13 protein-coding genes and 1 riboswitch are annotated in these 13,441 nt (G+C 44.9%); of the genes, 5 read left to right on the top strand and 8 right to left on the bottom strand.

The features are described 5' to 3' along the window. Positions 1-25: 25 nt before the first annotated feature. Entirely contained in the window at positions 26-859 is an 834-nt protein-coding gene (locus AAHT65_RS13965) for an STAS domain-containing protein (RefSeq protein WP_003327371.1), read from the bottom strand. A gap of 247 nt (positions 860-1,106) precedes the next feature. Between AAHT65_RS13965 and AAHT65_RS13960 the strand changes: the two genes are divergently transcribed. Together AAHT65_RS13960 and metE are read left to right on the top strand one after the other, a co-directional pair. Continuing rightward, entirely contained in the window at positions 1,107-2,066 is a 960-nt protein-coding gene (locus tag AAHT65_RS13960) for a S8 family peptidase (protein ID WP_035175095.1), read from the top strand. Positions 2,067-2,231: 165 nt separating this feature from the next. Continuing rightward, positions 2,232-2,387, top strand: a riboswitch (SAM riboswitch). A gap of 130 nt (positions 2,388-2,517) precedes the next feature. Then, positions 2,518-4,806, top strand: a complete 2,289-nt coding sequence (gene metE, locus AAHT65_RS13955; RefSeq protein ID WP_343310401.1) for a 5-methyltetrahydropteroyltriglutamate--homocysteine S-methyltransferase — start codon at positions 2,518-2,520, stop codon at positions 4,804-4,806. 199 nt (positions 4,807-5,005) lie between these two features. On the opposite strand, the gene AAHT65_RS13950 is transcribed toward metE, so the two are convergent. Then, on the bottom strand, positions 5,006-5,632 hold the full coding sequence (locus tag AAHT65_RS13950) for a histidine phosphatase family protein (protein WP_343310400.1): 627 nt from the start codon (positions 5,630-5,632) through the stop codon (positions 5,006-5,008). 133 nt (positions 5,633-5,765) lie between these two features. Here AAHT65_RS13950 and AAHT65_RS13945 point away from each other — a divergent pair, with 133 nt between their 5' ends. Continuing rightward, complete coding sequence (locus tag AAHT65_RS13945) at positions 5,766-6,236, top strand: nucleoside deaminase (RefSeq protein ID WP_343310399.1); 471 nt, start codon at positions 5,766-5,768, stop codon at positions 6,234-6,236. Between the two features lie 183 nt (positions 6,237-6,419). After that, complete coding sequence (locus tag AAHT65_RS13940) at positions 6,420-8,249, top strand: BclA C-terminal domain-containing protein (RefSeq protein ID WP_343310398.1); 1,830 nt, start codon at positions 6,420-6,422, stop codon at positions 8,247-8,249. A 19-nt stretch (positions 8,250-8,268) separates the two neighbouring features. On the opposite strand, the gene AAHT65_RS13935 is transcribed toward AAHT65_RS13940, so the two are convergent. The 4 genes from AAHT65_RS13935 to AAHT65_RS13920 form a co-directional block, all read right to left on the bottom strand. After that, positions 8,269-9,396 (bottom strand): glycosyltransferase, encoded by a 1,128-nt coding sequence (locus AAHT65_RS13935; protein ID WP_343310397.1) that lies wholly within the window; start codon positions 9,394-9,396, stop codon positions 8,269-8,271. Between the two features lie 5 nt (positions 9,397-9,401). Then, positions 9,402-9,875: a hypothetical protein gene (locus tag AAHT65_RS13930; RefSeq protein WP_327854075.1), complete on the bottom strand. Its 474-nt coding sequence runs from the start codon at positions 9,873-9,875 to the stop codon at positions 9,402-9,404. 5 nt (positions 9,876-9,880) lie between these two features. Beyond that, positions 9,881-10,447: a hypothetical protein gene (locus tag AAHT65_RS13925; protein ID WP_343310396.1), complete on the bottom strand. Its 567-nt coding sequence runs from the start codon at positions 10,445-10,447 to the stop codon at positions 9,881-9,883. Between the two features lie 146 nt (positions 10,448-10,593). Beyond that, positions 10,594-11,007, bottom strand: coding sequence for an organic hydroperoxide resistance protein (locus AAHT65_RS13920; protein WP_088117017.1), 414 nt, complete (start codon positions 11,005-11,007; stop codon positions 10,594-10,596). 149 nt (positions 11,008-11,156) lie between these two features. Between AAHT65_RS13920 and AAHT65_RS13915 the strand changes: the two genes are divergently transcribed. Next, positions 11,157-11,603: a MarR family winged helix-turn-helix transcriptional regulator gene (locus tag AAHT65_RS13915; protein ID WP_343311542.1), complete on the top strand. Its 447-nt coding sequence runs from the start codon at positions 11,157-11,159 to the stop codon at positions 11,601-11,603. A 33-nt stretch (positions 11,604-11,636) separates the two neighbouring features. Here AAHT65_RS13915 and AAHT65_RS13910 read toward each other — a convergent pair whose 3' ends face one another. Together AAHT65_RS13910 and proA are read right to left on the bottom strand one after the other, a co-directional pair. Continuing rightward, a complete protein-coding gene (locus AAHT65_RS13910) occupies positions 11,637-12,062 on the bottom strand; it encodes an organic hydroperoxide resistance protein (RefSeq protein WP_063637579.1) in 426 nt (141 codons plus the stop codon). Positions 12,063-12,183: 121 nt separating this feature from the next. Continuing rightward, positions 12,184-13,431, bottom strand: a complete 1,248-nt coding sequence (proA, locus tag AAHT65_RS13905) for a glutamate-5-semialdehyde dehydrogenase (protein WP_106271773.1) — start codon at positions 13,429-13,431, stop codon at positions 12,184-12,186. Positions 13,432-13,441 lie beyond the last annotated feature (10 nt).

Here is a 13,441-nt window from a genome sequence, read left to right as displayed (position 1 = left end):
TGGTTTTTTTTACATGGTGATTGTCTTATTTATCATAGTTGAGAGCTTGGGCAAGGTTGGCTTTGATCTTGATATTCGTAAAGTCAACCCCTAGCTGGACAGCCGTCTGGGCGATTTCAGGCCTGATTCCTGACAAAGTAGAGCTGACACCGATCAAAGTAAGCGCCTCGATTAATTTGAAAATTTGGTGAGCCACCATCGTATCCACAACAACCACACCTGAAAGGTCGATTAATAAATGCTCAACACGTCTTTTCGCACAGGCGTCAAGCGTATTTTCAAGTATGAATTTTGCCCGTTCGGTATCAATATCCCCTACAAGCGGAAGGAGAGCAGTTCTTTGGCTGAGAGTAATGACAGGGGAGCTTAAATCTAAAATCATTTCTCTCTGCGCATTTAATTGCTTTTTAGCATTTTTCTCAGCATGATCCACAAATGTATAGATCGTAAAATCAAATACCTTTACAATCAAATCAGCCCACTTCTTACTTTCCCCTTCTGCAAACTCAGATGAGTTCGATGCAACAAACGTGTCAAAATACTTCTTATATAATGTCCGGTTTCTCATAAATTCACGGATTACGTATTGGACTGGCGTATCTAAATGTTTCTGATCGTTTGTGAGTTCGATAACCCATTCTTGAAATACTTGAAGAAATTCTTTCTCAGGCTTAATATACATTTGGTTGAGATTTCTGTAAAACTCTTTATCCTGCTCAGTCAGTTCCTCAACCACAACTGGATCTTTTAAGGCATAGATAGAATCCGGATCGGTTTCTTCCATTGTGTCGATCCATTCTTTAGCCATTTGTTCAACATGGTCAGAAAAAAACGTAAATAATTTCTCATTCAGTTTCATTGCTTTGCTCCTTTCCCAAAAACTATTATAACCCGACAAAGAGCTGAATCCCAGCCATATCTATAGTCCTTCCTTAATTTGCTGTTTTTCTCTTAAAATACATTATTTTCAAAATATTTAGTTCATTTTCTTCTTTCCTCTATTTTCAAAATAATTCAAATGACTCTATCCGTCTCTACTTTATTTTCATATAATGGAAGCAACACCCTTGTATCCACTTGCAAGCATAAAAAAGGAGGGCTTTTTTATGAATGGTGAAATCCGCTTGATCCCGTATGTCACAAATGAGAAGATTATGGATGTGAACGAGCTTCCAGAGGGTATTAAAGTGATTAAGGCGCCAGAATTGTGGGAGAAAGGGTTTAAAGGGAAGAATGTGACGGTCGCTGTGCTGGATACCGGCTGCGATACGGAGCATCCTGATTTAAAAAATCAGATCATCGGAGGCAAGAACTTTACTGACGATGACGGCGGCAAGGAAGACGCCATTTCTGATTACAACGGCCATGGAACACACGTCGCAGGAACGATCGCCGCTAATGATTCAAACGGCGGTATCGCAGGTGTCGCACCGGAAGCAAGCCTTTTAATCGTTAAAGTTCTGGGAGGCGAAAACGGAAGCGGACAGTACGAGTGGATTATCAACGGCATTAACTATGCTGTGGAGCAAAAGGCTGATATTATCTCTATGTCGCTCGGCGGACCGAGTGATGTGCCTGAGCTGCAGGAAGCCGTCTCAAACGCCGTGAAAAACGGAGTGCTTGTCGTTTGCGCCGCCGGGAATGAAGGTGACGGAGATGAGCGTACTGAAGAGCTTTCTTATCCAGCCGCTTATAACGAAGTCATCGCCGTCGGATCTGTATCGGTCGCGCGTGAATCGTCAGAATTTTCAAACGCAAATAAAGAAATCGACCTTGTTGCTCCCGGGGAAAATATTTTGTCCACTCTTCCGAATAAGAAGTATGGAAAACTGACAGGCACTTCAATGGCCGCCCCCCACGTCAGCGGAGCGCTTGCTTTGATTAAAGGATTTGAAGAAGACGCGTTCCAAAGAACGCTGTCAGAGTCTGAAATTTATGCGCAGCTTGTGCGCCGCACTCTGCCGCTTCAATATTCAAAAACATTGGCCGGCAATGGATTTCTCTATTTGACCGCGCCTGATGCTTTATCGGAAAAAGCGGAGCAGGCACACTTATTGTCTCTATAGATTTATTTTTTCACGATAATATATTCGTTGGTAAGCCTTCTATCCTGTTTCAAACGTTGCCAAAAAGTTTGAAATGAATTTTCGAATTTTTATTGACAATGAATTTGAAAAGCTGTTAAGATTACCAACAAATGATTTAACTTTTCTAAAAATTAATAAGATTTTCTCTTATCGAGAGTTGGGCGAGGGATTGGCCTTTTGACCCCAACAGCAACCGACCGTAATGCCATTGTGAAATGGGGCGCACTGATTTTCGCGCCGAGACTTTTGTCTCTTTAAGGCACGGTGCTAATTCCATCAGATTTATCTGAGAGATAAGAGAGGCTGACGTTTGAATAAAAGCCTCTTTCTCTCTTGGGAAAGAGGCTTTTTTGTTTCTATTGTTAGGAAACCTCTTGGCCCCTTTTTAGCGGGGAAAAGAGTGTTTTATATAAAAGGAGGAAAAATAATAATGACAACGATCAAAACATCGAATCTGGGTTTTCCGAGAATTGGTTTAAACAGAGAATGGAAAAAATCGCTTGAAGCTTTCTGGAAAGGGAATAGCGACAAGGACACGTTCCTCAAACAAATGGATGAATTGTTTTTAACTGCTGTTAAAACGCAGATTGACCAAAAGATTGATATTGTGCCAGTTTCTGATTTCACCCACTATGACCATGTATTGGACACAGCGATCAGCTTTAACTGGATCCCAGAACGATTCAAACATATAACAGACGCTACAGATACATATTTTGCCCTTGCCCGCGGTATTAAAGACGCTGTATCAAGCGAAATGACAAAGTGGTTTAATACAAACTACCATTACATCGTTCCTGAATACAACAAAGATATTGAATTTCGTCTCACCAGAAATAAACAGCTTGAAGACTACCGCCGGGTTAAGCAGGCGTTTGGCGTAGAAACAAAACCGGTGATCGTCGGTCCTTACACCTTTGTCACGCTTGCTAAGGGCTACGAGCAATCAGAAGCAAAAGAGATTCAAAAGCGCCTTGTTCCGCTTTATGTCCAGCTTTTAAAAGAACTTGAACAAGAAGGCGTACAATGGGTTCAAATTGATGAGCCTGCGCTTGTGACAGCTTCTTCTGAAGATGTTTCAGCAGCGAAAGAGCTATATCAAGCCATCACAAACGAGCTTTCCGGCCTTAACGTGCTTCTGCAAACTTATTTTGATTCGGTTGATGCTTATGAAGAATTGATTTCCTACCCAGTCCAAGGAATCGGGCTTGATTTTGTACATGATAAAGGCCGAAACCTTGAACAGCTGAAAGCGCACGGCTTTCCGAAAGATAAAGTGCTTGCAGCAGGCGTGATTGACGGACGTAACATCTGGAAAACTGACCTTGACGAACGGCTGGACGCGATCCTCGCCCTTCTCAGCAGCACGGATATTAATGAGCTGTGGATTCAGCCTTCTAACAGCCTGCTTCATGTTCCCGTTGCGAAACACCCTGACGAACACTTGGAAAAAGATTTGCTGAACGGCCTGTCTTACGCGAAAGAAAAGTTAGCTGAGCTTTCTGCATTGAAGGAAGGCCTGCTGTCAGGAAAAGCAGCCATCAGCGCAGACATTCAACAGGCTAAAGCTGATCTGCAGGCATTGAAACAGTTTGCGACAGGTGCAAATTCCGAGCAAAAGGAAGAGCTTAATCAATTAACTGAAAAAGACTTCAAGCGTCCGATCCCGTTTGAGGAACGCTTGAAAATACAAAATGAATCATTGGGTCTGCCGCTTCTCCCGACAACAACGATCGGAAGCTTCCCTCAGTCTGCTGAAGTCCGGAGCGCACGCCAAAAATGGCGTAAAAGCGAATGGTCTGATGAGCAATATCAGGAATTCATCAACGCTGAAACAAAAAGATGGATTGACATTCAGGAAGAACTGGATCTCGATGTCCTTGTTCACGGGGAGTTTGAGCGGACTGATATGGTCGAATACTTCGGTGAAAAGCTTGCGGGCTTCGCCTTTACAAAATATGCCTGGGTACAATCATATGGCTCACGCTGCGTACGTCCGCCAGTTATTTACGGGGATGTTGAATTTATCGAACCGATGACGGTGAAAGACACAGTTTACGCCCAATCGTTAACATCCAAGCAAGTCAAAGGAATGCTGACAGGTCCTGTTACGATTTTAAACTGGTCATTCCCTCGGAACGATATTTCAAGAAAAGAAATCGCCTTCCAAATCGGTCTGGCGCTTCGTAAAGAGGTAAAAGCTTTGGAGGATGCCGGCATTCAAATTATCCAAGTGGATGAGCCTGCTCTGCGCGAAGGCCTTCCATTAAAAGAAAACGACTGGGAAGAATACTTGACGTGGGCTGCCGAGGCATTCAGGCTAACAACGTCTGCCGTGAAAAATGATACACAAATTCATACGCATATGTGTTACAGCAACTTTGAAGATATTGTGGACACGATTAATGACCTTGATGCGGATGTCATCACAATTGAGCACAGCCGAAGCCATGGCGGATTCTTAGACTACTTGAAAGACCACCCTTACCTGAAAGGACTCGGGCTGGGCGTATATGACATTCATAGTCCGCGTGTACCGCCGACTGAAGAAATTTACAAAATCATCGACGAAGCGCTCACTGTCTGCCCGACAGACCGTTTCTGGGTTAACCCTGACTGCGGATTGAAAACAAGACATCAGGAAGAAACCATCGCAGCACTAAAAAATATGGTCGAAGCGGCCAAACAAGCGAGAGCGAAGCAAAGTCAGCTCGTATAAAGATATTTGCCAGAAACCATCCGCTATTGACAAAAGCCAGGTCATTTATCATGATCTGGCTTTTGTCCGCCTTTCAGTGTGATTGATCGAGCGGACTTTCACAGGAGGTGTTGACAACGGCGTTCGGGCAGAGCCCCGTGCTTTAGCCGTTGGTCCTCCTTTCTATTCGAAATGCGGGGGTTTGTCGACATACTGTTTTCTATAGAGAGACAGCACTTTCCCGATGCTCCCCGTCCCCCTCTTTTTTAATAGTTATCGTTCCAGCCGCATCAATTGTTAATAGTGTCAATGACGTATCATGTATGTAAGAGGAATTCCACACCTCTGAGATTCCCCGCTTCTTCACAATATTCAGCAGCATTAAAATAAAGACAGAGTGGGTCACCAGCAGGACATTGCCTGACTGGTGACGGTCTGTCAGCATTTGGAGAGCACGTTTAACCCTTTGTTCAAGTTCCTCAAAGGTTTCCCCGTCTGCAGGCTGATATGCTGTCGGCTGATGAAAATAAGCGTGCAAGCGTTCAGGTTCTTCTTTTTCAATGTCTTCTTGCTTTTTTCCTTCCCATGTTCCAAGTGACATTTCTCTAAATAGATCTTCCTTTTCGAGCGGTACCTGACGATTGCCTAATATGGCTTTCGCTGTGTCTTCTGTTCGTTTGCTTGTACTTATGTAAACCTTTTGAAAGTCTGTATGTTTCAGCCGTTCTCCAAGGGCGCGGGCACGCCTTAATCCCTCTGCTGTTAAATCAGAGTCCTGCCAACCCTGCATTCTGTGCTCCGTATTCCATTCCGTCTGGCCGTGTCTGACGATATACAAAGATAACACCTTCTCCCTCCTCCTGTTTCTTATTGTAATAAATTTTCTAAAATGATTGTGTCTTTTTGCCTTTTTCGAGAATGTTCTTTCAATTTCATTTCGGCTATACTTATATTATTCGATCGACTGGAGGGGTTTTTGGATGAATCATAATGAGTTCTTGCAGCGTGCTGTCGAGCTGGCTGCTGAAGGGGTGAATGCCGGGATCGGCGGTCCTTTCGGAGCAGTTATAGTAAAGGACGGAAAGATTATTGCAGAGGGACAAAATAATGTGACAACAAGCAATGATCCGACAGCCCATGCGGAAGTAACGGCGATCAGAAACGCATGTAAAGCGCTTGGGTCTTATCAGCTCGATGATTGTATTCTCTATACAAGCTGTGAGCCTTGTCCGATGTGTTTGGGCGCTATTTATTGGGCTAGGCTAAAGGCGGTTTATTATGCTTCTGAGCATACTGATGCAGCAAATGCCGGATTTGATGATTCATTTATATATGATGAAATTGAAAAGCCGCTTTCGGAAAGGGTCATACCATTCCGTCAAGTGCATCTTTCAGAACACTTATCTCCTTTTCAGGCTTGGCAGGCTTTTGCCGATAAAAAAGAATACTGATATCATCCATTAAACGCCTGCTGTTACAAGCAGGCGTTTTATAAATGAAGAAGCAGACCTGAAACATGGACATATTCGATGAATATACATGTATAGCAGTGCGTTCACGCAAATAACAGGGACAAAATTCTCATTGAACCGCGGCTTAAAAGACTTCACCCACTTTGATAAAGGAGGGACATGATGTCACAACCTAATTTACCTAATATTACACCGGTTGTTACACTTTCGAGAGATGATACCATCAACCTTTTGCTTTCTTCAATTGCAATGGAAGAACTGGGGATGGCCCATATTCTTAACGCCGAAGGGGAAAAAATCCAATATGCGCTCGGGACCCTTCCCGGCCTGACAGGTCCGCCTTCTACACTTGACGATGTTCTTAACATGAATGCCAGCGTCCGCGACACGCTGGATAGCTTAATGAAACAAGAGTTGCTGCTTGGATCAAAGTTGGACAGTATTGCAAATATCCCTACGCTTGCAGGGCCGACTGGGGTAACCGGACCGACAGGACCAGCTGGAGGACCGACCGGGCCTGCTGGGGCTATCGGACCGACGGGCACGACGGGGGCAACAGGACCAGGCGGGCCGACGGGCGTCACCGGAGCCGGTTTACAAGGAATCGTTGTATTTAATCCGCTTGTTGCCCCTACTTACACGGTCGGGCAAGTTGTGCTGTACAACGGAAGTTCATACGTGGTAAATACTGCTTCCCCCGCAGGCTTCCCAGACGCTTCTGCTGATTATACCCTCTTGGCTTCAGCCGGACCGACAGGATCAACCGGACCGACAGGAGCGACTGGAGCGACTGGTACAGGCTTACAGGGCATTACGCCCTTTGATCCTGCAGCGGCGCCATTTTATCTCGCTGGCCAGGTTGTTCTTTATGAAGGCTCTTCCTATGTAGTAAATATATCAAACCCATCCGGAGTACCGGGGACATCACCTGATTACACTTTGTTAGCTTCCGCAGGACCGACCGGACCGACGGGCGTCACCGGTGCAGGCCTTCAAGGAATTGTTCCGTTTGATCCGTTAGCTGCACCGGGCTATGAAGCAGGGCAAACTGTGACATTCAATGGTAGTTCATATGTGGCAAATACATCCAGCCCCTCCGGAACCCCAGGAACTTCAGCAGATTATACCTTATTAGCAGCAGCCGGGACTAACGGTGCGACAGGAAGCAACGGACCGGCGGGTACCACCGGAGATACTGGCGGTACAGGGGCCACTGGTGTAACCGGACCGACGGGCGCGACGGGTGCATCTGGTGCAACAGGAGTGACCGGGCCAACGGGTATCACAGGCGTAACCGGGGTTACTGGACCTACCGGTACTGCAGGCGTGACGGGGATTACCGGGCCTACTGGCCTTACTGGCGCTACAGGGGTGACCGGACCTACCGGTACTGCAGGCGTGACGGGGATTACCGGGCCTACTGGCCTTACTGGCGCTACAGGGGTGACCGGGGTAACAGGAGCGACAGGCGTAACTGGCGTAACCGGGCCAACCGGCGTGACTGGTGCCACAGGCATCACTGGGCCGACCGGCTTTACCGGCGCTACAGGGATGACCGGACCGACTGGCATTACCGGCACCGGGGTGACCGTAACTTCCGGCTTCGCAAGTAATACCACTGGCGGCTTAATAGCCGTTGTTGCAGGCGGCACTACCATTCCTCTGCCTAGCGATCAAAACCTCTCTGCTGACATTACAGTGAATGGCGCCAACACTGTCTTTACTGTGGGACCTGCAGGGCGTTATTATATTTCATATCAAATCAATTTGACGGCAGGTCTGCTTGTAAGCTCCCGAATATTAATCAACGGCTCAGCCTTTACAAGTTCTATTATTTCTCCGGCCGTTTCTTTATCTAATTTCAACAACTCTTTTATCACCACTCTTGCCGCGGGAAGCACAATACAGCTTCAGCTTTTCGGTTTATTAGGAGCCGCCACCCTTCTCGGCGGAAGTGCGGGAGCTGCGCTGTCCATTATCCGTTTATCCTAAATGAAAAAGAAAAAAAGGATCAGGCTTTTGTGCGCTGATCCTTTTTTAATTGGGAGAGGAGCGTTTGGGCATCTTTAAACCGTGGATTGATTTTGACAGCCTTTTTTAAATAGGCGATTGCCGTCATGTCATGATTTAATTCAGCATGGCAAGCCCCCATGTAATAAAATGCCCTAAAATCAGAAGCTCCTTTTAATATGATGTGCTCAATATGTTTGCTTTCTGTTTGTGTGCTTATCTCAAACGCTTTAATCGCCGCCCTGTATTTGTTTAAATGATATAAAATAACCCCTTTACAGAAATGCAGGTTGACATAGTCAGGATAGAGCTGAAGGGCTTTATCAATGCCTTGCTCTGCTTCTTCGTACCTTTTCAGCTCCAGCAATATGCTATATTTTAAAAAGTAGAGAAGGGATGGCGGCATCCGCTGCTCGCTTAAAAATTGAAAAATTGACCCATTCACCAGATGCAGCGCTTTTTCGTATTCTTTCACTCTGTAGCATTCACTTGCCAAGTGATAGACAAGCCATGGGTCAGATGTTTTTTGTGAAAACTCTTCATTTAAGATGCTTATATTACGCTTATGCTTTTGTTTCCATTTCTCTTCTTGGTCTAAATAGCCGTAATGATGAATGGTACATGGAAGAGAAAAATAAGCAGTGTTATCTTCCCCTTCTTCTAGATCTAATGTTTCATGAATTTTCCCTTTAAAAGAAATGCCCTGATGATTACGAAACAGCCTTGTCTGCATGCTTTCGAACGCTTCATTTTCGTCCCATTGCTTTCCTGTATAGCTAATGATTTTTAAAAGTCCGAGAGAAGGAAGGTCATTATGTAATAGCGAAGGCAATATGCTTCCTGTCTCTTGATCAAGTTCCTCATCTGCGTCTAAAAACAAAATCCAGTCTCCTTTAGCGTGCTGCAGCCCGGCATTTCTCGCCTTTGCAAAATCATTTTTCCATTCATGGGTGTACACCTGTGCATTGAAGCTTTTGCAAATTTGAACGGTTTGATCTTCTGAACCCGTATCGACAACCACAATCTCGTCGGCTATATCTTGTACACTTGATAAACAACGGGATATATGCCGCTCTTCATTTTTCACAATCATGCACAATGTCAGCTTGGGTTCCGTTTTTTCATTCATCAGTCTCACCTTTTTCTGTATAGAAGTTGTTGATTAAACCAAGGGGGAGCGGGCTTTCCTTTACTGAAAGTATAGTTGCGCCTGCTCTGCTTTATAGCGGCTTCTGCCGTTTGTTTATTTTCTTCCTCCAGCCATTCTTTGATATGCCAAATGGCGTGTTTTGTGGCGGGATGCTGTTTAAAGGATGGCGGGCATTCTGTGATGAAATGCCTGGTATGTTTCATGAGACACCGCATTTTCTTCACATGCTGCCTGTATAAACATACATCTTCACTTTCATTACTGATCATCAAAAGCAGCCGTCCGCCCGTCTCTTTTTGCCACTGACATAACGCAGAAAACAGCCGAATCTCTTCTTTAAAACTTGTGTTTACCCTTTTATTGACGGTTGTACTTAACAGCCTTAATAGGGCAACGGTGAGGCAATGAAGTGCTTCGACGGTTTGATGGCGGGCTTTTTTCATGTCTGGATGCGGCACTCCGGTCACCTCTCGCCCTGTATTGAATCACTTTTGTCATCGCATTTCTCACATTCTTCGCATTCTTCACATTCTTCACACTCACAGCAATCAATGCGGCCGTAAAATAAATCGTCACATGGATCATGTCTGTGAGGGGGCTCTGGATGATACGGCTCACATGGATCGTTTGGATCATCAGGGTCTTCAGGATCATCCGGATCATTTGGGTCTTCAGGATCGTCTGGATCGTCTGGATCATCAGGGTCTTCAGGATCGCCGGGATCTTCAGGATCTATGCAACTTTCAGATTCCTGCAGATAAATGATGTCCTCCAGCTTCGTTTGCAATAGCAGCTGGGATTTCATAACGGTGCGCAAAAGCCGTTCTACGCTTCTATTCATCTCTAATAATTCATGAAAAGGAGGATGATTTTCAGCCGACAGGCAGGTTTGAATTTTTTCTGCTTCTGCCTGTAAAATAGCGGAGAGTCCTATTTCTTCCATGGCAACGGATGAAAGAAGGAGGTTCAGGGTTTCGCATCTGGTGAGTGAAATGTCTGGGGTAATATTAGGTATGTTTGGAAGAGACATGATTTCTCCCTCATTTCTCTTGGTGTTCCATACTGGAAGGGTCTATACCGTATAATATTCTTTAGAAGCAGAGATCATTACTTTTGATTGTGTTCTGCATAAGAAAACATCCTGAGAAAGTGGCTCAGGATGTTAGGATCAAGCTGTTATTTTAATTTTAATTGGACATCAACATTTCCTCTTGTCGCTTTCGAATACGGACAAAAATCATGGGCTGCTTCCACAAGTTCTTTGGCTTTTCCCTCGTCAAGCCCTTTTGTGCTGACAACAAGTGTCACTCCGATTTTAAAGCCGCCGTCACTTTCATCTTTCATGAGGCTGACTTGGCCTTCCACTTCTGAATCGATGTCAATCTTTTGTTCCTTGGCAACATGCTCAAGGGCTCCGCCGAAGCATGCTGCATATCCCGCTGCAAACAGCTGCTCAGGATTTGTTCCTGTTTCTCCGTCTTTTTTTGCGTTCGGCATTACGATATTAAAATCGAGTACGCCGTCTTCTGATTTAATATGGCCTGCTCTTCCGCCTTTAGCGGTTACTTTTGCTGTAAATAGTGATCCCATGTTGTTATACCTCCTCATTGTTCTTTATTGTTATATTTCCCTTTTGTCCGTTTTTAAACCTCGACAACGCATATCCGGTGCAAAAATAGGAAAAAAGCGCAATTTCAGCTACAATAGAAAATAACGTTATAAAGAGTTGGTGAAGAATGATGGCAAAAAAAGAATTTGAACATATGAAACTTGAAAATCAGCTTTGTTTTTTGCTTTACGCAAGCTCACGGGAAATGACAAAACAGTACAAGCCTCTTCTGGATAAGCTGAATGTGACATACCCGCAATATTTAGCGCTGCTTTTATTATGGGAGCATGAAGAGCTGAATGTAAAAAAAATGGGCGAGCTGCTGTATTTGGATTCCGGTACTTTGACTCCTATGCTGAAGCGGATGGAACAGAATGGACTGATTGTAAGAGAGCGATCTCTTGAAGATGAACGGTCGGTGACCATCAAAATGACAGAGGCCGGGAAGTCGCTGAAAGGTGAAGCGGCAGATATTCCCGCCACCATGCTTGGGCATACAGGGCAATCTGAGGACGAATTAAGACAGTTAAAAACATCTCTCTACAATTTATTGGAAACATTGCATAATGAAAAATGAGGATGCCTTCTTTTGGAGGGCATCCTCATTTATTTATTCAGCCACAACAAGAGTGACATCAATGTTGCCGGAGGTTGCTTTTGAATACGGGCAGACTCCGTGCGCTTTTTGAACAAGTGTTTCTAGATCCGATTTAGCGATTCCCATGCCTTTCACCTGTAATGTCACGCCTAGCTTGAACCCTTGATCTTCTTCGTCTTTTAAAAGGCTGACATTCGCTGTGACCTCTGTTTCAATTTTAAGTCGTTCTTTTCTGGCCACAAGCTGAAGGGCGCTGTCAAAGCATGCCGCATATCCCGCAGCAAACAGCTGTTCAGGGTTTGTCGCTTTTTCTACTTTTTTTGCTCTTGGCGTACCCGGCATTGCCACATCCAGCTCAAGAACCCCATCAGATGAAACGATTCTTCCTTCTCTTCCTCCGACAGCAGAAACCGATGCCGTAAATAATGTATTTGTCATTGTTTTATCCTCCTTTTAAGTTGTTTACAATTAAATTGTACACAATTTAAATGCGTTCGTCAATTTTTTCTCATACAAAAAAACTTATCCCTCGCAGGGATAAGTTTTTGCCACACTTGATTTACACACGTATTTGTCCGTTTCCTTTGATAAAATATTTTGTTGAAGTCAAAGCAGGAAGCCCCATCGGCCCTCTCGCATGAAGCTTTTGCGTGCTGATGCCGATTTCCGCGCCGTACCCGAATTCAAAGCCGTCTGTAAAACGGGTTGACGCATTGTGATAAACAGCGGCTGCATCCACTGCAGTTTGAAAATAAGAGGCGTTCTTATCGTTTTCAGTCAAAATCGCTTCAGAATGGTTTGTGCCGTACATTTGAATATGGCGGACAGCTCCCTGTACATCCTCGACTGTCTTGACACTGAGTACCTTCGCCAAATATTCTGTTTCCCAATCCGTTTCATCAGCCTTAACGCTTGAAGGATGGAGCTTGCAAATGAATTCATCGCCGCGAATTTCCACACCTGCTTTTTCCAGGTGATCCAGCAGTTCCTTGCCATGCTGCTCCGCCCACTTTTGATGTATAAGTAAGGATTCAATCGCATTACATACGGAAGGGCGCTGGGTTTTGGCGTTTACGACAATTTCTTCCGCCATTTTGCGGTCTGCTGATTCATCTATGAAAATATGACAGTTGCCGGCACCGGTTTCTAAAACGGGCACGGTTGACTCTCTTACCACCAAATCAATCAGGTTTTTGCCTCCGCGCGGAATTAACACATCCAGGCCATCATTTAATGTAAACAGCTGTTTGGCTGTCTCTTTGCTTGTATCTTCTATCAGCTGAACCGCATGAACCGGCAGCGCCGATTGTTCAAGAGCGCTGTGAATCACACGGACAAGCGCTTTATTGCTGTGAATGGCGGAAGAGCTTCCGCGGAGAACGACAGCGTTTCCTGTTTTCAGGCACAGAGTCGCTGCATCAACGGTCACATTCGGCCGGGCTTCATAAATCATACCGACAACTCCGAGCGGAACACGGATTTTTTCAATCAACAGGCCGTTGTCTTTTTCGATTGTTTCCAGTTTTTCACCGGTTGGGTCTTCTAAGCCGACGAGCAGTTCAACTGCGTCAGCTATGTCAAGTATGCGTTTTTCATCTAAGGTCAGCCGATCAAGCACGTCCGGCGTTAAGCCTTTTTCTTTTCCGGCTTCGATGTCTTTTGTGTTTTCTGTTAATAAAAATTGAATCTCGTCCCGAAGGCTTCCTGCAATGTTGCGCAGCGCTTCATTTTTCTCCTGCGTTGTTTTTAAGATCATGTCGGCTGCTGCTTCCTTCGCCAGATTCGCTTTTATAACTACTTCACTCATGTTTACGCCC

Source organism: Bacillus atrophaeus, from assembly GCF_039519175.1.
Taxonomy (GTDB): Bacteria; Bacillota; Bacilli; order Bacillales; family Bacillaceae; genus Bacillus; species Bacillus atrophaeus.
The sequence above is the reverse complement of the archived record's forward strand: the minus strand, read 5'-3'. Positions and strand labels throughout refer to the sequence as shown.

What these genes read in the sequence shown, in the direction of transcription:
- AAHT65_RS13965 (WP_003327371.1), bottom strand. Translation starts at nt 859, where the DNA reads ATGAAACTGAATGAGAAATTATTTACGTTTTTTTCTGACCATGTTGAA.
- AAHT65_RS13960 (WP_035175095.1), top strand. Translation starts at nt 1,107, where the DNA reads ATGAATGGTGAAATCCGCTTGATCCCGTATGTCACAAATGAGAAGATT.
- metE (WP_343310401.1), top strand. Translation starts at nt 2,518, where the DNA reads ATGACAACGATCAAAACATCGAATCTGGGTTTTCCGAGAATTGGTTTA.
- AAHT65_RS13945 (WP_343310399.1), top strand. Translation starts at nt 5,766, where the DNA reads ATGAATCATAATGAGTTCTTGCAGCGTGCTGTCGAGCTGGCTGCTGAA.
- AAHT65_RS13940 (WP_343310398.1), top strand. Translation starts at nt 6,420, where the DNA reads ATGTCACAACCTAATTTACCTAATATTACACCGGTTGTTACACTTTCG.
- AAHT65_RS13935 (WP_343310397.1), bottom strand. Translation starts at nt 9,396, where the DNA reads ATGAATGAAAAAACGGAACCCAAGCTGACATTGTGCATGATTGTGAAA.
- AAHT65_RS13925 (WP_343310396.1), bottom strand. Translation starts at nt 10,447, where the DNA reads ATGTCTCTTCCAAACATACCTAATATTACCCCAGACATTTCACTCACC.
- AAHT65_RS13920 (WP_088117017.1), bottom strand. Translation starts at nt 11,007, where the DNA reads ATGGGATCACTATTTACAGCAAAAGTAACCGCTAAAGGCGGAAGAGCA.
- AAHT65_RS13915 (WP_343311542.1), top strand. Translation starts at nt 11,157, where the DNA reads ATGGCAAAAAAAGAATTTGAACATATGAAACTTGAAAATCAGCTTTGT.
- AAHT65_RS13910 (WP_063637579.1), bottom strand. Translation starts at nt 12,062, where the DNA reads ATGACAAATACATTATTTACGGCATCGGTTTCTGCTGTCGGAGGAAGA.
- proA (WP_106271773.1), bottom strand. Translation starts at nt 13,431, where the DNA reads ATGAGTGAAGTAGTTATAAAAGCGAATCTGGCGAAGGAAGCAGCAGCC.